The organism is Pseudomonas sp. GW821-FHT07E12 (assembly GCF_058986605.1).
This window is the reverse complement of sequence record NZ_JBYSVX010000002.1, coordinates 101,942-120,585: the sequence shown is the minus strand read 5'-3', so window position 1 is coordinate 120,585 and position 18,644 is coordinate 101,942. Positions and strand designations below refer to the sequence as shown.

General features: G+C 66.7%; 16 protein-coding genes. 15 read left to right on the top strand and 1 reads right to left on the bottom strand.

The annotated features are described in order from the left end of the window. Positions 1-14 precede the first annotated feature (14 nt). The 14 genes from rsmH (at position 15) to lpxC (ending at position 16,983) form a co-directional block, all read left to right on the top strand. The gene (gene rsmH, locus AC3WJE_RS02130) at positions 15-1,040 is read left to right on the top strand and encodes a 16S rRNA (cytosine(1402)-N(4))-methyltransferase RsmH (protein ID WP_493729125.1); all 1,026 of its coding nucleotides are present in this window, start codon (positions 15-17) and stop codon (positions 1,038-1,040) included. After that, positions 1,037-1,300, top strand: a complete 264-nt coding sequence (ftsL, locus tag AC3WJE_RS02125; RefSeq protein WP_493729124.1) for a cell division protein FtsL — start codon at positions 1,037-1,039, stop codon at positions 1,298-1,300. The genes rsmH and ftsL overlap by 4 nt, the downstream gene beginning before the upstream one ends. After that, a complete protein-coding gene (locus tag AC3WJE_RS02120; protein ID WP_493729123.1) occupies positions 1,297-3,141 on the top strand; it encodes a peptidoglycan D,D-transpeptidase FtsI family protein in 1,845 nt (614 codons plus the stop codon). Before ftsL ends, AC3WJE_RS02120 begins: the two co-directional genes overlap by 4 nt. Continuing rightward, the gene (locus AC3WJE_RS02115; RefSeq protein ID WP_493729122.1) at positions 3,138-4,643 is read left to right on the top strand and encodes a UDP-N-acetylmuramoyl-L-alanyl-D-glutamate--2,6-diaminopimelate ligase; all 1,506 of its coding nucleotides are present in this window, start codon (positions 3,138-3,140) and stop codon (positions 4,641-4,643) included. The genes AC3WJE_RS02120 and AC3WJE_RS02115 overlap by 4 nt, the downstream gene beginning before the upstream one ends. Then, entirely contained in the window at positions 4,640-6,145 is a 1,506-nt protein-coding gene (locus AC3WJE_RS02110) for a UDP-N-acetylmuramoyl-tripeptide--D-alanyl-D-alanine ligase (protein ID WP_493729121.1), read from the top strand. The genes AC3WJE_RS02115 and AC3WJE_RS02110 overlap by 4 nt, the downstream gene beginning before the upstream one ends. Then, the gene (gene mraY, locus AC3WJE_RS02105) at positions 6,135-7,220 is read left to right on the top strand and encodes a phospho-N-acetylmuramoyl-pentapeptide-transferase (RefSeq protein WP_493729120.1); all 1,086 of its coding nucleotides are present in this window, start codon (positions 6,135-6,137) and stop codon (positions 7,218-7,220) included. Before AC3WJE_RS02110 ends, mraY begins: the two co-directional genes overlap by 11 nt. Then, positions 7,220-8,545: a putative lipid II flippase FtsW gene (ftsW, locus tag AC3WJE_RS02100; protein ID WP_493729119.1), complete on the top strand. Its 1,326-nt coding sequence runs from the start codon at positions 7,220-7,222 to the stop codon at positions 8,543-8,545. The genes mraY and ftsW overlap by 1 nt, the downstream gene beginning before the upstream one ends. Beyond that, the gene (murG, locus tag AC3WJE_RS02095; protein WP_493729118.1) at positions 8,542-9,822 is read left to right on the top strand and encodes an undecaprenyldiphospho-muramoylpentapeptide beta-N-acetylglucosaminyltransferase; all 1,281 of its coding nucleotides are present in this window, start codon (positions 8,542-8,544) and stop codon (positions 9,820-9,822) included. The genes ftsW and murG overlap by 4 nt, the downstream gene beginning before the upstream one ends. Next, positions 9,819-11,255: a UDP-N-acetylmuramate--L-alanine ligase gene (murC, locus tag AC3WJE_RS02090; RefSeq protein WP_493729117.1), complete on the top strand. Its 1,437-nt coding sequence runs from the start codon at positions 9,819-9,821 to the stop codon at positions 11,253-11,255. The genes murG and murC overlap by 4 nt, the downstream gene beginning before the upstream one ends. Further along, the gene (locus tag AC3WJE_RS02085; RefSeq protein ID WP_493729116.1) at positions 11,252-12,205 is read left to right on the top strand and encodes a D-alanine--D-alanine ligase; all 954 of its coding nucleotides are present in this window, start codon (positions 11,252-11,254) and stop codon (positions 12,203-12,205) included. The genes murC and AC3WJE_RS02085 overlap by 4 nt, the downstream gene beginning before the upstream one ends. A 136-nt stretch (positions 12,206-12,341) precedes the next feature. Then, positions 12,342-13,163, top strand: a complete 822-nt coding sequence (locus AC3WJE_RS02080) for a cell division protein FtsQ/DivIB (RefSeq protein WP_493729115.1) — start codon at positions 12,342-12,344, stop codon at positions 13,161-13,163. Further along, a complete protein-coding gene (gene ftsA / locus AC3WJE_RS02075; protein ID WP_493729114.1) occupies positions 13,160-14,395 on the top strand; it encodes a cell division protein FtsA in 1,236 nt (411 codons plus the stop codon). The genes AC3WJE_RS02080 and ftsA overlap by 4 nt, the downstream gene beginning before the upstream one ends. A 195-nt stretch (positions 14,396-14,590) precedes the next feature. Beyond that, on the top strand, positions 14,591-15,823 hold the full coding sequence (gene ftsZ, locus AC3WJE_RS02070) for a cell division protein FtsZ (protein ID WP_493729113.1): 1,233 nt from the start codon (positions 14,591-14,593) through the stop codon (positions 15,821-15,823). Between the two features lie 248 nt (positions 15,824-16,071). Beyond that, on the top strand, positions 16,072-16,983 hold the full coding sequence (gene lpxC, locus AC3WJE_RS02065; RefSeq protein ID WP_493729112.1) for a UDP-3-O-acyl-N-acetylglucosamine deacetylase: 912 nt from the start codon (positions 16,072-16,074) through the stop codon (positions 16,981-16,983). A gap of 182 nt (positions 16,984-17,165) precedes the next feature. Here lpxC and AC3WJE_RS02060 read toward each other — a convergent pair whose 3' ends face one another. After that, positions 17,166-17,603, bottom strand: a complete 438-nt coding sequence (locus tag AC3WJE_RS02060) for a DciA family protein (protein WP_493729111.1) — start codon at positions 17,601-17,603, stop codon at positions 17,166-17,168. Positions 17,604-17,613: 10 nt separating this feature from the next. On the opposite strand from AC3WJE_RS02060, the gene AC3WJE_RS02055 reads away from it, so the two are divergent. Further along, complete coding sequence (locus AC3WJE_RS02055) at positions 17,614-18,558, top strand: peptidoglycan DD-metalloendopeptidase family protein (RefSeq protein ID WP_493729110.1); 945 nt, start codon at positions 17,614-17,616, stop codon at positions 18,556-18,558. Positions 18,559-18,644: the final 86 nt, after the last annotated feature.

Sequence of the window (18,644 nt, the reverse complement as noted above, 5' to 3'; positions counted from 1 at the left end):
GCCGGGGTGCCCGGATGCGCGATGAAGCGCAGCCCGGTCACCCGGTGTCGCAGCCGCCGGCGGCGCATGTGCCGGTGCTGTACACGCAGGTTCTGGAAGGCCTGCAGGTGATCGAAAACGGAACCTATCTCGACGGCACGTTCGGGCGCGGGGGGCACGCGCGCGGGGTGCTGCAACGACTCGGTCCGGGAGGCCGGCTGCTGGTGATGGACAAAGACCCCGACGCGATCGCCGTGGCCGAACAAGCGTTCGGTGCCGATCCGCGCGTGTCGATCCATCGCCGCAGCTTTGCCGAACTGGCGCAGGTGGCCGCAGCGGACTCGCTGGACGGCATCCTGTTCGACCTGGGCGTGTCTTCGCCGCAGCTGGACGTGGCCGAGCGCGGTTTCTCGTTCGGCAAGGACGGTCCGCTGGACATGCGCATGGATCCCGATTCGGGCGAGAGCGCCGCCGCATGGCTGGCGCGTGCCGACGAGCGCGAGATCGCCGACGTGCTGTGGACCTACGGCGAGGAAAAGCAGAGCCGCCGCATCGCCCGCGCGATCGTCGCCCGTCGCGGCGAGCAGGCGCTGGTGCGCACCGCGCAACTGGCCGAGCTGATCGCTTCGGTGATGCCGCGCGGCAAGGACAAGATCCACCCGGCCACGCGCAGCTTCCAGGCGATCCGCATCCACGTGAACCGCGAACTGGCCGACCTCGAAGCCGGGTTGGACGCGGCCATGGCGGCGCTCAAGCCGGGCGGTCGGTTGACGGTGATCAGCTTCCATTCGCTGGAAGACCGCATCGTCAAGCAGTTCATCAATCGCCATGCCAAGGCGCCGCCGACCAATCGCCGGCTGCCCGAAGCGCAGGCGTTCGTGCCGACGCTGCAAGCGTTTGGCGGGGCGATCAAGGCTGATGACGATGAGCTGGCCATCAACCCGCGCGCGCGCAGCGCAGTGCTGCGGATTGCCGAGAAGTTGGGATCGGAGGTAAGTGCTTCCCGAATCCCCAATCCCCAATCCCAAATCCCGGCACCTCCAGAAGGAGGTGCCCAATGAGCCGCATCCTGCTGATCGTGCTGCTGGCCGCCAGCGTCGCTTCGGCGATCGGTGTGGTCTACATGCGCCACATGCACCGCAAGCTGTTCGTGCAGCTGTCGGCGCTGGAGCGCGAGCGCGATGAGCTGAACATCGAGTTCGGCCGGTTGCAGCTGGAGCAGGCGACCTGGGCCGAGAGCAATCGCATCGACCAGATCGCGCGCGGCCGGCTGGGGATGAAGTTCCCGGAAGCCAATGACATCGTGGTGGTGCGTCCATGAAAGCCGGTCGCAACCGCACCCGCAGCAACTTCAACCTGCGCGGCCGCGTGATGCTGGTCGGCGTGGCGCTGGGGCTGTGCTCGGTGACGTTGATCGGCCGCGCTGCCTACGTGCAGCTGATCAACAGCGATTTCTACCAGCGCCAGGGCGAGGCCCGCTTTCTGCGCGAGCTGCCGATCGCGACCTCGCGCGGCATGATCACTGATCGCAACGGCGAGCCGCTGGCGGTGTCCACGCCGGTGGAATCGATCTGGGCCAATCCGCAGGAACTGCTGCGCAGCCCGGATCGCATCCCCGAGCTGGCGCGCGCGCTGGAGCTGCCGGCCGATGACCTCACCGCCCGGCTGACCCAGAAGGCGGACAAGGAGTTCATGTACCTCAAGCGCCGGATCAATCCGGACAAGGCGCATCAGGTCGTCGCGCTGAAGATCCCCGGCGTGTTCTCGCAGCGCGAATTCCGTCGCTTCTACCCGCAGGGTGAGGCGATGTCGCACGTGTTGGGCTTCACCAACATCGACGACCGTGGCCAGGAAGGGCTGGAGCTGGCCTTCGACGACTGGCTGCGCGGCAAGCCGGGCTCCAAGAAGGTGGTGCGCGATGCGCGCGGCGCAATCGTGGAGAGCGTGGATCTGGTGCGTCCGGCCGAGCCGGGCAAGGATCTCACCCTCAGCATCGATCGCCGCATCCAGTTCCTGGCCTACAAGGAACTGCGCAACGCGCTGGTCCAGAACAACGCCGCCGGTGGCTCGATGGTGGTGATGGACGTGGCCACCGGCGAAGTGCTGGCGATGGTCAACCTGCCGACCTACAACCCGAATTCGGTAACGGGCATCAATCCGGCGGCGCGCCGCAACCGCGCGGTGACCGATCTGGTCGAGCCGGGTTCGACGATGAAGCCGCTGACGATCGCCACGGCGCTGCAGGCCGGCGTGGTCACGCCGAACACGATCATCGATACCAATCCTGGTTACATGAACCTGGGTCGCTTCACGATCCGCGACGTGCCGCGCAACAACGGCGTGCTCAACGTGACCGGCGTGATCACCCGCAGCTCCAACATCGGCGCGGCCAAGATCGGCGCCAAGCTGCCGGACCAGACGTTCTATCAGTCGGTCCACAACTTCGGTTACGGCAGCGCGCCCAAGAGCGGCTTCCCGGGCGAATCGGCCGGCGTGTTGCCATCGCCGGCGCGTTGGAGCGGCACCTCCAAGACCACGATGTCGTATGGCTACGGCCTGTCGGTGACACCGCTGCAGATCGCGCAGGCGTACGCGGCGCTGGGCAACGGCGGCAAGCTGATCCCGCCGACCTTCGTCAAGGGCCAGCACAACGAGCCGCGCCAGGTGATCAGCCCGGAAGTGGCGCACGAGGTCATCGGCATGATGGAGACGGTGGTGACCCAGGGCGGCGCCAAGGGCGCGGCGATCCTGGGTTATCACGTTGCCGGCAAGACCGGCACCGCGCGCATGAACGGGCCGGGTGGTTACGTGCGCGGGCACTACAACTCGCTGTTCGCCGGACTGGTGCCGGCCACCAACCCGCGCTTCGCCACGGTGATCGTGATCAACGACCCGCAGGGCAAGGTGTACTACGGCGGCCTGGTGTCCGCGCCGGTGTTCCACAACGTGATGGAAGGCGCGCTGCGGCTGATGGACGTGCCGCCGGACGACATCCAGTCCTGGCTGGCGGCGCAGGCGGCCGGCAAGACCGGCAAGCCGCTCGCCAAGCCGGTGGTCGAGCCGGATCCCGAAGTGATGCCGGATGCGGCCGACGAAGTGAACGCGGCGATCCCGACCACTGCGGCCGTCGCGCCGGCGCTGCAGCCGGAGACGCATCAATGAGCCGCTCGATGCCGCTCTCGCAGCTGATCCCCGACGTGCCGCTGGCACGTGATGTCGAGCTGTCCGGCCTGGTGCTGGACAGCCGTCAGGTGCGTGCGGGCAATGCCTTCGTCGCGATCGCCGGTTTCGGCGCGCACGGGCTTGGTTTCGTCGAGCAGGCACGGGCGAACGGCGCGGCGGCGATTTTGTTCGAGCCGCCGGCTCCGGTCGATCTTCCGGCCCCCGCCGATGCGATCGCGGTGCCGGGTCTGCGCGCGCGCCTGGGTGTGATGGCCGATCGTTTCCACGCGCATCCGTCGCAGACCATGACGATGGTGGGCGTGACCGGGACCAACGGCAAGACTTCCACGGTGCAGTTGCTGGCGCAGGCGTGGACGCTGACCGGCACCGAAAGCGGCAGTATCGGCACGCTCGGTGTCGGCCTGTATGGCCAGGTCGTGCCGACGGGGTTCACCACGCCGCTGGTGCTGCAGATGCACGAGGCACTCGCGCAGTTGCGCGACGCCGGCGCGCAGGCGGTGGCGATGGAGGTCAGCTCGCATGCACTCGATCAAGGCCGCGTCGATGCGGTGCATTTCGACGTCGGCGTGTTCACCAATCTCACCCGCGATCACCTGGATTACCACGGCGACATGGCCAGCTACGGCGCGGCCAAGGCGAAGCTGTTCACGCGCGCCGGGTTGAAGGCGGCGGTGCTGAATCTGGACGATGTGTTCGGTCGCGAACTGCTGGCGGCGCTCGATCCGCAGGTGCGTGGCGTCGGTGTGAGTTCGCGCGGGCAGGCGCAGGCGACGGTGCGTGCCGACAACCTGCAGCTGGACAACCAGGGCATCGGCTTCGATCTGTGGATCGACGGTCAGGCCCGGGGTGTGCGGTCACCGCTGCTGGGACGTTTCAACGTCGACAATCTTCTGGCGGTGGCGGGCGCGTTGTATGCACTCGGCCATGCGCCGGTGCAGATCGCCGCGGTGCTGTCGCAGCTGCAGCCGATCCGGGGCCGCATGAACCGCCTCGGTGGCGACGGCATGCATCCGCTGGTGGTGATCGATTACGCGCACACCCCCGATGCCCTGGAACAAGCGCTGGACAGCCTGCATGCGCATGTCGAAGGCCGGTTGATCTGCGTGTTCGGCTGCGGCGGCGAGCGTGATGCCGGCAAGCGTCCGCAGATGGCGGCGATCGCCGAGGCCAAGGCCGATGCGGTGATCGTCACCGACGACAACCCGCGCAACGAGAACGGCGACGCGATCGTGGCCGACATCATGGCCGGCTTCGCCAACCCGGCCGCGGTCAGCGTGCAGCGCGATCGCGCCGCTGCGATCGCCACCGCAATCGGTGAGGCCAGGGCCGGTGACATCGTGCTGATCGCCGGCAAGGGCCACGAGCCCTACCAGGAGATCGCCGGGGTCAAGCACGCCTTCGACGACACCGAAGTGGCGCGCGCTGCGTTGGATGAAGCGATGGAAGCGGTGCCGCCGCAGGACGCGGAGGAGCAACCATGAAGCGCACGCTGTTGTCGCTGATCGCGCACTGGGCTGGCGGCGAGCTGCATGGCGATGATGTCGCCATCGACGCCATCACCCAGGACACGCGCAGCCTGACGGCCGGCGGGCTGTACGTGGCGCTGCGTGGCGAGCGCTTCGACGGCCATGATTTCGCTGCCGATGCCGCCGCGCGCGGCGCGAGCGCATTGCTGGTCGAGCGCGTGCTGCCCGATATCGAGTTGCCGCAGGTGTGCGTGGCGGATTGCCAACTGGCGCTGGCCCGCATTGCGCAGGGCATGCAACGCGATCGCGCGACCAAGGTGTTCGCGATCACCGGCTCCAACGGCAAGACCAGCGTGAAATCGCTGCTGCTGGCGATCCTGGAGCACGCCGGCCGCATCGCCGGCACCACCGTGTACGCCAATCCGGGCAACCGCAACAACGAGATCGGGCTGCCGCTGGCGATGATCGATGCGCCCGAGGACGCCGACTTCGCCATCTATGAAATGGGCGCCGGCAAGCTGGGTGACATCGCCTACCTGACCGACATCGTGCGGCCGGATTTCGCGCTGGTGAACAACATCGCCCCGGCGCACCTGGAGCGCATGGGCAGCCTGCTCGGCGTGGCGCAGACCAAGGGCGCGATCTATGCGGCGCTGCCGGAGAACGGCGTGGCCGCGATCAACGCCGACGATGCCTTCGGCCTGTGGTTCGAACAATATTTTCTGCCGGCGCAAACTGCGCCGCGCCGTCAGGTACTGCGCTACGCGCTCGATGTCAGCGCCGAGGTGCATGCGCGCGACATCGTGCTGGATGAGTCCGGCTCGCGCTTCATCCTGGTCACGCCACAGGGCGAGATCGCGGTGACGCTGGCGTTGCCAGGTCGCCACAACGTGCGCAATGCGCTGGCGGCGGCGAGCTTGACGCTCGGCGCCGGCATTCCGCTGGCACAGATCGCAGGTGGTCTGGCCGAAGCCAGGCCGGTCGCCGGTCGTCAGATCCGTCATGTGCTGCCGAACGGCGCGGTGCTGATCGACGACAGCTACAACGCCAATCCGGGTTCGCTGGCGGCGGCGATCGACGCGCTCGCGATCGGTCCGGGCGAGGGTTGGCTGGTGCTGGGCGACATGCGCGAGCTGGGCCCGGATGCGGAGGCGTTGCACGCCGCCGCCGGTCAGCGCGCACGTGCAGCGAAGCTGGCGCGCCTGTACGCACTCGGTTCGCTGAGCGCTGCCGCCGCGACTGCTTTCGGTGCGGGCGGCCGTGTGTTCACCAGCCACGCCGAACTGGCAACGACGTTGTGGACCGATATCGCGCAGGCCATCGCGACCCGGGAAAAGCAGGATCAAGAGCAGGAACCGAAGCAGATGCATGAGAACACCGGCGTTTCGCCTTTCCGGGTCCCGGGTCCCAGGTCCCGGGTCCCGACCCTCCTGGTCAAGGGATCGCGCGGAAGTGCCATGGACAAGATCGTGACCGCACTGTTGGCGCACGGGGAGGACGTTTCGGATGTTGCTTGAGTTGACCCGTTGGCTGCAGCAACTGGAGAGCCTGTTCGGGCTGTTCAACTATCTGACGTTGCGCGGCATTCTCGCCGCGCTGACGGCGCTGTTCCTGTCGCTGTGGATGGGCCCGTTGATGATCCGCCGGCTCGCCCAGTTCAAGGGCGGCCAGCCGATCCGCAAGGACGGCCCGCAGAGCCATTTCTCCAAGGCCGGCACGCCGACCATGGGCGGCGGCCTGATCCTGATGACGGTCGCCGCCTCGGTGTTGCTGTGGGGCGACCTGCGCAACCGCTACGTATGGCTGGTGCTCGGGGTGATGGTCTGCTTCGGTGCGATCGGTTGGTACGACGACTGGATCAAGATCGTCCGGCGTGATCCCAACGGCCTGAAATCGCGCTGGAAATACCTGCTGCAATCGATCTTCGGCCTCGCCGCCGGTCTGGTCCTGTACTACACCGCCGACGTGCCGGCGGCGATCACCTTCTATATCCCGATGTTCAAGGCGATCGCGCTGCCGCTGGCCGGCGTGAGCTTCGTGGTGATCGCCTACTTCTGGATCGTCGGCTTCTCCAACGCGGTCAACCTGACCGACGGCCTGGATGGCCTGGCGATCATGCCGACCGTGCTGGTGGCCTGCGCGCTGGGTGTGTTCGCCTACGCTTCGGGCAATGCGGTGTTCGCGGGCTATCTGAAGATCCCGGCCATCCCGGGCGCGGGCGAACTGGTGATCATCTGCGCGGCCATTGCCGGCGCCGGATTGGGTTTCCTGTGGTTCAACACCTATCCGGCGATGGTGTTCATGGGCGACATCGGCGCGCTCGCGCTCGGTGCGGTGCTCGGCACCATCGCGGTGATCGTGCGCCAGGAGCTGGTGCTGGTGGTGATGGGCGGCGTGTTCGTGATCGAGACGCTGTCGGTGATGATCCAGGTCGCCAGCTTCAAGCTGACCGGCAAGCGTGTGTTCCGGATGGCGCCGATCCATCACCACTTCGAGCTGAAGGGCTGGCCTGAGCCGCGCGTGATCGTGCGCTTCTGGATCATCTCGGTGGTGCTGGTGTTGATCGGCCTGGCCACGTTGAAGGTGCGCTGATGAACGATCTGTCGCGTCAGGCAACCCGACTGGAATCGATCGGAGGTCGCTATGACCCGTGGCTGATGGGTGCGGCGGTCGCGCTCGCCTCGCTCGGCGTGGTCATGGTCGCCTCCAGTTCCATCGAACTGACCGACAGCCCGTTCTATTACCTGACCCGTCACCTGCTGTTCCTCGGCATCGGTATCGGTCTGGCGTTCTGGGTGATGCGTACCGAGCTGAAGACCGTCGAGCAGCACAACCAGGTGCTGCTGCTGGCCTGCTTCGGCCTGCTGATCGTGGTGTTCGTGCCGGGCCTGGGTAGCAGCGTCAATGGCGCGCGCCGCTGGATCAACCTGGGCGTTTCAAAGTTCCAGACCGTCGAAGCGGTCAAGGTGCTCTACATCATCTGGTTGTCGAGCTATCTGGTGCGCTTCCGCGACGAGGTCAACGCGACCTGGCCGGCGATGCTCAAGCCGCTCGGCGTGGTCGGTCTGTTGATCGGCCTGCTGTTGCTGCAACCGGACTTCGGTTCGTCGACGCTGCTGCTCGGCATCACCGCCGGCATGCTGGTGCTGGGTGGCGTCAACCTGCCGCGCATGTCGATGCCGATCGTGGTGGCGCTGCCCGCCTTGGTGGCGCTGGTCGTGTTCGAGCCGTACCGCATGCGCCGCGTCACCTCCTTCCTCGACCCGTGGGCCGACCAGCTCGGTTCCGGTTACCAGCTGTCCAACGCGTTGATGGCGATCGGCCGCGGCGAGTGGAGCGGGGTCGGCCTCGGTGCCTCGGTGCAGAAGCTCAACTACCTGCCGGAGTCGCATACCGATTTCATCTTCTCGGTGATTGCCGAGGAGCTGGGCTTCGTCGGCGTGTGCATGATCGTGGCGCTGTACGGGCTGCTGGTCGGGCGCGCGTTCTGGCTGGGCATGCGCTGCATCGAAATGAAGCGCCATTTCTCCGGTTACATCGCCTTCGGTATCGGGTTGTGGATCGCGATGCAGAGCTTCGTGTCGATCGGCGTGAACCTGGGCATGCTGCCGACCAAGGGCCTGACCCTGCCGCTGATCTCCTCCGGCGGTTCGTCGGTACTGATGACCTGCGTGGCGATGGGCGTGCTGTTGCGCGTGTCCTACGAGACCGATCGCGCCGAGCGCCTGCGCAGCAAGCTGGCGCCGGGCGCGCAGCCGGTGGCCGAGGCGGTTGTGCCCGAAGCCGAGCATGCCGCGCCGGTGTGCGAATCCTTCAGCGCGACCACGACGGCGCCGGTGCAGAAGCCGGCATCCGAGCGCGGTACCAGCCGCGTGCGTGAGCGCGTCGAGCCGACCTTCGGCGGGAGGCTCACATGAGTGCGAGTCCCTCGCAAAAGCCCGCACATCCAGGTGCGGGGATTCAAAAAAACCGTCCGGTGATGATCCTGGCCGGCGGTACCGGCGGGCACATCTTCCCGGGCCTGGCCGTGGCCAAGGTGCTGCGCGCGCGCGGCGTGCCGGTGGTGTGGCTGGGCGCGGTCGGAAAAATGGAAACCAAGCTGGTGCCGCAACACGGCATCGAGATCGACGCGATCGATATCGCCGGTCTGCGTGGCAAGGGCAAGCTGGCCTTGCTCGGTGCGCCGTTGCGGGTGATGCGCGCGATCCGCGCCGCTGGCTTCGTGCTGCGTCGCCGCCAGCCGCGCGCGGTGGTGAGTTTCGGCGGCTTTGCCGCGGGTCCGGGTGGCATCGCTGCGCGCCTGATGGGGTTGCCGCTGATCGTGCACGAGCAGAACCGCGCGCCCGGCATGACCAACAAGGTGTTGTCGCGCTTCGCCCGGCGTGTGCTGGCTGGTTTCCCAGGCAGCTTCGCCACGCGCGAAGAGGCAGTCGGCAACCCGGTGCGCGAGGAAATCGCCACGCTGCCGGCACCGGCCGAACGCTTCGCAGGTCGCAGTGGCCCGGTGCGGTTGCTGGTGCTCGGCGGCAGCCAGGGCGCACGCGTGCTCAATCAATCGGTGCCGGCGGCGCTGGCCGCGCTCGCGCGCCACGACGTCGAAGTGCGTCACCAGTGCGGCGAAGCGATGCGTGCCGAGGCCGAAGCCGCGTATGCGCAGGCCGGCGTCACCGCCAGCGTCGAACCGTTCATCGCCGACATGGCCGCCGCCTACGCCTGGGCCGATCTGGTGGTGTGCCGCGCCGGCGCTTCCACGCTGGCCGAACTGTGCGCCGCCGGTGTCGGCAGCGTGCTGGTGCCGTTCGCCGCCGCGGTCGATGACCACCAGACCCGCAACGCCGAATACCTGGTCCAGGCCGGCGCCGCATTGCTGCTCAAGCAGGACAGCGCGCTCGCCGCGAACCTGCAAGCCGCGCTGCCGGCGCTGCTGGACGACGCCAGTCGCCGCCTGGCGATGGCACAGGCGGCGCGCGGTCTGGCCCGGCCGGATGCGGCCGAGCGCATTGCCGACATCATTCTTGAAGAAGCCGGGATTCGGGATTCGGGATTTGGGATTCGTAAAGATCAAGAGCAAGAGCAGGAACACATGCACGACAGTTCGAACGATGCGCCGAAGGAACCTTCGATCGCACGGGATTCCACCAATCCCGAATCCCAAATCCCAAATCCCGGCACCTCCAAAGGAGGTGCCAAGTGATCCGCCGCCTGCACGACACCGGTGATCTGGTCCGCGCGTTCCCGCGCGTGCACTTCGTCGGCATCGGCGGTACCGGCATGAGCGGTATCGCCGAGGTGATGCTGACGCTGGGTTATGAGGTGTCCGGTTCGGACAACGCCGACAACGCCGCGACCCGGCGGCTGGTCCAGCTTGGTGCGCGCGTGATGCGCGGCCATTCGGCGGCCAACGTGCTGGGCACCGACTGCGTGGTGGTTTCCAGCGCGATCCGCGATGACAACCCGGAGCTGATGGAGGCGCGCAGCCAGCGCATTCCGATCATGCCGCGCGCGGCGATGCTGGCCGAACTGATGCGTTTCCGCCGCGGCATCGCGGTGGCCGGCACGCACGGCAAGACCACCACCACCAGCCTGACCGCGGCCGTGTTGAGCGAGGGCGGGCTCGACCCGACCTTCGTGATCGGCGGCAAGCTGCTCGCTTCGGGCGCCAACGCCAAGCTCGGCGGCGGTCAGTGGCTGGTGGCCGAGGCCGACGAGAGCGACGGCAGCTTCCTGCGCCTGAATCCGCTGGTCGCGGTGATCACCAACATCGACGCCGATCACCTGGAGAACTACGGCAACGACTTCGCGCGCGTGCAGGAGGCGTTCGCCGAATTCCTGCAACGCCTGCCGTTCTATGGCCTGGCGCTGCTGTGCATCGATGATCCGGAAGTGGCCGCGCTGGCGGCGAAGACCCCGCGCCACGTGATGAGCTACGGCATCAGCGGCAATGCCGACGTGCGTGCCGAGGACGTGGTGCAGGACGGCCCGCGCATGCGCTTCACCCTGCGCCTGCCGGAAGGCACCACCACGCCGGTGACGCTGGCGTTGCCGGGTCGCCACAACGTGCTCAACGCGCTGGCTGCCGCCGCGATCGGTTGGCAGCTCGGCGTGGCACCGGAGACGATCGCGCGCGCGCTGGAGAACTTTGCCGGCATCGGCCGTCGCTTCAACGATCTGGGTGAAGTGACCACGGCCAGCGGTGCGCGTGTACGCATCATCGACGACTACGGCCACCACCCGCGCGAGTTGGAGGCGGTGTTTGCCGCCGCCCGTGGCGGCTGGCCTGAGCGGCGTCTGGTGGTGGCCTTCCAGCCGCACCGTTTCAGCCGTACCCGCGACCAGTTCGATGCTTTCGCGGCAGTGCTCAGCACCGTCGACGCACTGGTGCTCAGTGAGGTCTATCCGGCTGGCGAAGCACCGATCCCCGGTGCCGACGCGCGCTCGCTGGCGCGCGCCATCCGTGCGCGTGGACGCAGCGAGCCGGTGGTCGTTCCGCAGGTGGCCGAGCTGTCGTCGGTGTTGCCGGACGTACTGCAGGACGGTGACCTGCTGCTGATGATGGGCGCCGGCGACATCGGCCACGTTGCCCAGCTGATCGCAAGCGAAGGTTTCAGCGGAGGCAAGTCGGCATGAGTACGCTGAGCGCTGCCCGCCATTCCGATCCGGCCGTGTTCGGCCGCGTCGCCGTGTTGCTGGGTGGCACTTCTTCCGAGCGTGAAGTCTCGCTCGACTCCGGCCGCAACGTGCTGGAGGCGCTGCACGCGCGCGGTGTCGATGCGCAGCCGGTCGATGGCATTCCGGCGCTGGCGCAGGCGCTGGCCGGTAAACAGTTCGATCGCGTGTTCAACGTGCTGCACGGCCACAACGGCGGCGGCGAAGACGGCATCGTGCAAGGGCTGATGGAAGCCTTCGGCGTGGCCTACACCGGCTCGGGCGTGCTCGGCTCGGCGCTGAGCATGGACAAGGTCCGCACCAAGCAGGTGTGGCTGTCGCTCGGCCTGCCGACGCCGCGCTACGTGCGTCTGGCCGCGACCGCGCAGGCCGCCGATGTGCACGCCGCCGCGCGCGGGATTGGCTTGCCGGTGATCGTCAAGCCGGCCAATGAAGGTTCCAGCGTCGGCGTCAGCCGCGTGTTCGACGACGCCCAGCTCGACGAAGCAGTCGCCCTGGCCGCGCGCTACGACGGCGAGCTGCTGATGGAACAGCTGATCGAAGGCGACGAGCTCACCGTCGCGATCCTCGGCGACATCGCGCTGCCGTCGATCCGGATCGTGCCCAAGGGCCAGTGGTACGACTACAACGCCAAATACATCGCCGAGGACACCCAGTACCTGTGCCCCGGCCTGGACGGTGTCGACGAAGCCGAGATCGGCCGCATCGCACTGGCCGCGTTCCGTGCCGCCGGCTGCCGTGGCTGGGGCCGCGTCGACGTGATGCGCGACCGCGCCAGCGGCGCCTTCTACCTGTTGGAGGTCAACACCGCACCGGGCATGACCAGCCACTCGCTGGTGCCCAAGGCGGCACGCCAGCTCGGCGTGTCGTTCGAGGAACTGGTCTGGCGTGTGCTGGAGCAGACGGTATGAAGAAGCCGGGATTGGGGATTCGGGATTGGAGATTGGCAAAGGCCGAAGCACGATTTGCTTCGGCCGGGCAGCGTGCGTCTGCTCTTGCCAATCCCGAATCCCAAATCCCCAATCCCGCAGCCCAGAGGGCTGCCCCATGAACGCCTCCCTGCGCATCCTCGCCTGGCTGCTCGCGGTGGCGCTGGTCGCGTTGCCGGTGGTGGCTGTGCTCAATGGCTGGGTCGGCGCCGAGCGCTGGCCGCTCAGCCGCTTGCGCGTGACCGGGGATTTCAAGCGCATCTCGCCGGAGCAACTGCGTGCGGTGGTGCTGCCGTATGCGAAGTCGGGTTTCTTCGCGGTCAAGTTGCAGAACGCGCAGGACGCGATCGAACGCTTGCCGTGGGTGGAAAGCGCGCAGGTGCGCAAGAGCTGGCCGGACGTGCTGGAAGTACGCGTGGTCGAGCACCAGCCGTTCGCGCGCTGGGGCGCCAACCAGATGCTGTCCGAGCAGGGCCGGCTGTTCCCGGTGCCGCCGCTGTTGAAGGACCTGCAGTTGCCGCAGCTGGATGGCCCGGACAGCAAGACCGCCGAAGTGGTCGAGCTCTACAACGAATCGCGTGCGCTGTTCGCGCCGGCCGGACTCGACGTCAAGCAACTCGCGCTGGACGCGCGCGGCAGCTGGTCGCTCGGCCTGAGCAATGGCGTACAGATCGTGGTCGGTCGCGACGACGCACGCGCACGCCTGCAACGCTTCGCGCGGGTGCTGCCGCAGCTGACCGATCCGGCCCAGCCGATCCAGCGCGCCGATCTTCGTTACACCAATGGTTTTACGGTTGAACGGCGGGGATTGGGGAGTGGGGATTCGGGATTGGAGAAACCGCAGACCCGGCATGAGGCTTCCGCCGATCCCCCCGCTCGCTGGAACCCGCTCTTCCCAAATCTCCAATCCCGAATTACGAATCCCGGCTCCAAAACATGAACCGCAAAGGCGACAAATCCCTCATCGTCGGACTGGACATCGGCACCTCCAAGGTGACGGCGCTGGTCGGCGAATATTCTCCGGGCAATCCGATCGAAGTGATCGGTATCGGCTCGCATGAATCGCGCGGTCTCAAGCGCGGCGTGGTGGTCGATATCGAATCGACGGTGCAGTCGATCCAGCGCGCGGTCGAGGAGGCCGAGTTGATGGCCGGCTGCGAGATCCGCTCGGTCTACGCCTCGATCTCCGGCAACCACGTGCAGTGCCGCAACTCGCAGGGCATCCAGCCGATCCGCGATGGCGAGGTCACCTGGAACGACTTGGAGCGCGTGCTCGAAGCCGCCAAGGCGGTGGCGATCCCGGCCGACCAACGCATCCTGCACGCAATCCCGCGCGAGTACGTGCTGGACAACTCGCAGGAAGGCATCCGCAACCCGGTCGGCATGACCGGCGTGCGCCTGGAAGTGCACGCGCACCTGGTGACCTGCGCGCAGTCGGCAGCGGCCAACATCAGCAAGTGCGTGCAGAAGTGCGGCCTGCAGGTCGATGACCTGGTGCTGTCCTCGCTGGCGTCCTCGGTGGCGGTATTGACCGCCGACGAGCGCGAGCTGGGCGTGGTGCTGGTCGATATCGGCGCCGGCACCACCGACATCACCGTGTACGTGCAGGGCGCGATCAGCCACACCGCCTCGTTGCCGATCGCCGGCGACCATGTCACCAACGACATCGCGCACATGCTGCGCACGCCGACCCCGGAAGCCGAGCAGATCAAGGTGCGTTACGCCTGCGCGCTGGCGCAGCTGGCCACCGCCGAGGAAAGCATCCAGGTGCCGTCGGTCGGTGATCGTCCGCCGCGTCGCATGCCGCGCCACTCGCTGGCGCAGGCGGTGCAGGGCCGTTACGAGGAAATTTTCGAAATGGTGCAGGCCGAGCTGCGCCGCTCCGGCTTCGAGGAACTGGTACGCGCCGGCATGGTGCTGACCGGCGGCGCTTCGAAGATGGAAGGCGTGGTCGAACTGGCCGAGGAAATGCTGCAGATGCCGGTGCGCGTGGGCATCCCGCAGCACGTCACCGGCCTGGGCGAAGTGGTCGGCAACCCGGTGCACGCCACCGGCGTCGGCCTGTTGCTGATGGGCAGTCAGATCGAACACCCGCGTCGCCCGTCGATCCCGACCGGACGCGCCGGCAGTTTGTTCAAGAAGTTGAAGAACTGGTATCGCGGTGAGTTCTGAGGGCCGGGATTGGTGATTCGGGATTTGGGATTGGCAAGTGCGACAGCAGTGGCGACAGCAACAGCGTTAGGCAGTAGCGGTAGAGCAGTACAACAAACCACAAGAGAACGCCGGAACCCGGGTTGACGATGAAGTGATCAAGCGAATCACGAATCCCCCATCCCGAATCACGGCTCCACAACGAGGACAACGGACATGGCACATTTTGAACTGATCGAGAAGATGGCACCGAACGCGGTGATCAAGGTCGTCGGCGTCGGCGGCGGCGGCGGCAACGCCGTGGCACACATGGTCAACAGCAGCGTGGAGGGCGTGGAGTTCATCACCGCCAACACCGATTCGCAGGCGATCAAGAACTGCGGTGCCAAGCTGCAGCTGCAGCTCGGCAGCAACGTCACCAAGGGTCTGGGCGCGGGCGCGAACCCGGAAGTCGGCCGTCAGGCCGCGCTCGAGGATCGCGAGCGCATCATGGACGCGCTGCAGGGCGCCGACATGGTGTTCATCACCGCCGGCATGGGCGGCGGCACCGGTACCGGCGCGGCGCCGGTGGTGGCGCAGCTGGCCAAGGAGATGGGCATCCTGACCGTGGCCGTGGTCACCAAGCCGTTCCCGTTCGAAGGCCGTCGCCGCATGCAGGTCGCGCTGAAGGGCATCGAGGAACTGTCCTCGCACTGCGACTCGCTGATCACCATCCCCAACGAGAAGCTGATCACCGTGCTTGGCCGCAACGCCACCATGATCCAGGCGTTCCGTGCTGCCAACGACGTGCTGCAGGGTGCGGTGCAGGGCATCGCCGATCTGATCGTGCGTCCGGGCCTGATCAACGTCGATTTCGCCGACGTGCGCACCGTGATGTCGGAAATGGGCCTGGCGATGATGGGCACGGGTTCGGCACGCGGTGACGATCGCGCCCAGGCTGCGGCCGAGTCGGCGATCCAGAACCCGCTGCTCGACGACGTCAACCTGGCCGGCGCCAACGGCATCCTGGTCAACATCACCGCCGGCCCGGATTTCACCATGGCCGAGTTCGACGAGATCGGCCGCACCGTCGAGGGCTTCGCCTCCGAGGACGCGACCGTGGTGGTCGGCACCGTGCTGGATCCGGACATGCAGGACGAAGTCCGCGTGACCGTGGTCGCGACCGGCCTGAACCGTGCGGTCTCGCGCCAGTCGCAGCGTCCGGAACAGCGCGCTCCGATCAAGCTGGTGCGCAATGCCACCACCGGTCAGGCCGAGTTCGGCGGCGACTACGAGAGCGGCGATGCGGTTTCGCGCGCGGTCGGCGGTTCGATGGGCCTGGGCCTGCGCCGTCCGAGCAGCGACACCGCGGCGGCCTCGTCGTCCACGCTGTCCTCGACCGTGCCGACCGCGGAGCTGCCGAGCGACTACCTGGATATCCCGGCGTTCCTGCGTCGCCAGGCTGACTGACGTCCGTCAAGGCGGTGCCTCGCGCACCGTCGGCGGTACCTGTGTGAAGCGGTGCGGGGCCTTGTCCTCCCCGCGCCGTGGCAGCATCCTTTCTGCCGGGCCCTGAACGGCCCGGCAGGTTTTGCCGACCGCGCCACGCCGGGTGAAACCGCGGCAACCCGGATCTGGTAAATGTTAAGATAAAGCTAAATCAGTGCCCCGCATCTGGTTCAGCTCCCATCTGTACCCGTCCTTCACACTGTCCGGCCATGACCCAGCAACGCACCCTCAAGAACACGATCCGCGCCACCGGCGTCGGCCTGCACAGCGGCGACAAGGTCTACATGACCCTGCGACCTGCGTCGGCCAACCACGGCATCGTGTTCCGGCGCGTGGACCTGGAGCCGGTGGTGGAAGTGCCCGCCAGTGGCGAGCTGGTGACCGAAGTGACGTTGTGCACCGGCCTGACCCATCACGGCGCCAAGATCCAGACTGTCGAGCACCTGATGTCGGCCTTCGCCGGGCTCGGTATCGACAACGCCATCGTCGAACTGTCTTCGGCCGAATTGCCGATCATGGACGGTTCTTCCGGTCCGTTCGTATTCCTGCTGCAGTCCGCCGGCATCGTCGAGCAGGACGCGGCCAAGCGTTTCATCCGCATCAGGCAGCCGATCGAAGTGCGCGAGGGCGACAAGATCGCTCGTTTCGAGCCTTACGACGGCTACAAGCTGGGCTTCACCATCGAGTTCGATCACCCGATGATCCCGGCCAGGCAGTCGCGCCAGGAGATCGATTTCTCCACCGCCGCGTACATCAAGGAAATCGCGCGTGCCCGCACGTTCGGCTTCATGCGTGATCTGGAGTACATGCGCGAGCGCAACCTGGCCTTGGGTGGCTCGATGGACAACGCGATCGTGCTCGACGAGTTCCGCGTGCTCAACGAAGACGGCCTGCGCTACACCGACGAATTCGTGCGCCACAAGATCCTCGACGCGATCGGCGATCTGTACCTCGCCGGCGGTCCGATCCTGGGCCACTACGAGGGCTTCAAATCCGGTCACGCGCTCAACAACAAGCTGGTGCGCGCGCTGTTGGCCGAACAGTCGGCCTGGGAATGGGTGAGCTTCCCGCAGGGATCGGCCCCGCCGCCGGTGACCTACGCGCCGCCGGTCTATGCCTGAGCCCGATCGGGCCGGGCAACCGGTGTGAAATGTGAATCCGGTCAGGTCATCGGCCTGAATTTAACGATTATTTAACTTCTATCTAACGACTGCCCGCGCCATGGCGGCTAGGATGCGTCCGGTCGTGCGCGGAATTTCTCATTTTCTTCACGCGCCGAACCGGCCTCCCAAGGCCGGGGTTGTCAGCGCTTTTTTGTTGGCGCGACATCCTGCAAGGACGCCAGTGCGTCGCGCAGTCCTTTTTGCGTGGCCTCGGAAATCGGTTGTGACCGGCGTTGATCCTGTTGCGTTGGGGAACGCAGTGCAGCGGTCGCGGTCTTGACGGTCACCCGTGTGACCTTCAGCCCGATGGAGCGGGCAGCATCGATGAGCTGTTGTTCGGCAAGCCGCAACTTGGCATGCCAGACCGGGGAATCGACGAGAAAAACGAGCTGTTCGTCCTTCACGTTGGCCAGTCGGCAACGATTGGCAAGTGGAGGCGGCAGATAGGGGCGCAACTGCCGGTCCAGCGCATCGAGCCACAGGGCGCGGCGCAAGGGATCGCCAGACTTCACCGCCAGCGCGGCCTCAAGAGCCGGCCGGGGGACGGAGTTGGGTGTACCGGATTTCGGCTTTGACATGAAAACGCAGATGGCCTTTAAAAAAATCGTAATCAAATCGAGGGAGACCGGGGGCCAGCGCATCGCGCGGCAGGTCCGTGGTTTCGCCGAGAACCGTCCGCTGGTCGTGCTCGGTGCCGTGCTGTGCGTAGGTCTGTTGGCCGGCTTCGGCGGTAGCGCCGCAGTGGGCATGGTGGACAATACGCGCTTGCACGCCAAGCTTGAGCAACAGCAGGCTGAACTGGCCAAGGTACGCGGCGAATCGCAGACCGAGGTCAACGCGCTCGCGGCGCGGCTGGGCGAGCTGCAGGCCCAGGCCAACCGCCTGAATGCACTCGGCCAGCGCCTGACCCAGATGGGCGAGTTGAAGGACGGCGAGTTCGACTTCGACGATCCGGTTGGCGTCGGTGGCGGTGACGAACCGATGCAGGACATGCCGCCGCAAGACCTGAAGCAATCTCTAGGGCAACTCGAACAGCAGTTCTCCACCTCCGGCCGGCAACTGAACGTACTGGCCTCGCTGATGTTCGATCATCAGCTCGAGCAGAACGCGGTGCCGTCGCGCACGCCGATCAAGAACAGCTACATCACTTCCGGCTTCGGCCGGCGCGCCGATCCGTTCAACGGTGGTGCGGCCGAGCACAAGGGCATCGATTTCCATGCCAATGTCGGTGATCCGGTGCTGTCGGTGGCCGATGGCGTGGTCAGCTTCGCCGGTGTACGCAGCGGCTACGGCAACGTGGTCGAGGTCGATCACGGCAACGGTTACGTGACCCGCTACGCGCACAACTCGCGGCTGGTGGTGAAGGCCGGCGATCTGGTGCGGGCCGGCGAGCAGATCGCCAAGGCCGGTTCGACCGGGCGTTCCACCGGTGCGCATGTGCACTTCGAGGTGTGGAAGGACGGGCAGGTGATGAACCCGCGCAAGTTCCTGGGTGACGGCGCCATCCCGGTCGGGCCCACCGGCCGCGGCTGATCGGTACGGGGACGCGGGTTCAGGCTTGAATCACTGACCCCCGCCCCAAGCTACAATGAGGCGTTGCCATAGACAGGGCGCATTGC

Excerpts from the sequence above, each read along its gene's own strand:
- lpxC (WP_493729112.1), top strand. The coding sequence starts at position 16,072 with ATGACCCAGCAACGCACCCTCAAGAACACGATCCGCGCCACCGGCGTC.
- mraY (WP_493729120.1), top strand. The coding sequence starts at position 6,135 with ATGTTGCTTGAGTTGACCCGTTGGCTGCAGCAACTGGAGAGCCTGTTC.
- AC3WJE_RS02085 (WP_493729116.1), top strand. The coding sequence starts at position 11,252 with ATGAGTACGCTGAGCGCTGCCCGCCATTCCGATCCGGCCGTGTTCGGC.
- ftsL (WP_493729124.1), top strand. The coding sequence starts at position 1,037 with ATGAGCCGCATCCTGCTGATCGTGCTGCTGGCCGCCAGCGTCGCTTCG.
- AC3WJE_RS02110 (WP_493729121.1), top strand. The coding sequence starts at position 4,640 with ATGAAGCGCACGCTGTTGTCGCTGATCGCGCACTGGGCTGGCGGCGAG.
- AC3WJE_RS02080 (WP_493729115.1), top strand. The coding sequence starts at position 12,342 with ATGAACGCCTCCCTGCGCATCCTCGCCTGGCTGCTCGCGGTGGCGCTG.
- rsmH (WP_493729125.1), top strand. The coding sequence starts at position 15 with ATGCGCGATGAAGCGCAGCCCGGTCACCCGGTGTCGCAGCCGCCGGCG.
- AC3WJE_RS02060 (WP_493729111.1), bottom strand. The coding sequence starts at position 17,603 with ATGTCAAAGCCGAAATCCGGTACACCCAACTCCGTCCCCCGGCCGGCT.
- AC3WJE_RS02055 (WP_493729110.1), top strand. The coding sequence starts at position 17,614 with ATGGCCTTTAAAAAAATCGTAATCAAATCGAGGGAGACCGGGGGCCAG.
- ftsZ (WP_493729113.1), top strand. The coding sequence starts at position 14,591 with ATGGCACATTTTGAACTGATCGAGAAGATGGCACCGAACGCGGTGATC.
- murG (WP_493729118.1), top strand. The coding sequence starts at position 8,542 with ATGAGTGCGAGTCCCTCGCAAAAGCCCGCACATCCAGGTGCGGGGATT.
- AC3WJE_RS02115 (WP_493729122.1), top strand. The coding sequence starts at position 3,138 with ATGAGCCGCTCGATGCCGCTCTCGCAGCTGATCCCCGACGTGCCGCTG.
- AC3WJE_RS02120 (WP_493729123.1), top strand. The coding sequence starts at position 1,297 with ATGAAAGCCGGTCGCAACCGCACCCGCAGCAACTTCAACCTGCGCGGC.
- ftsW (WP_493729119.1), top strand. The coding sequence starts at position 7,220 with ATGAACGATCTGTCGCGTCAGGCAACCCGACTGGAATCGATCGGAGGT.
- ftsA (WP_493729114.1), top strand. The coding sequence starts at position 13,160 with ATGAACCGCAAAGGCGACAAATCCCTCATCGTCGGACTGGACATCGGC.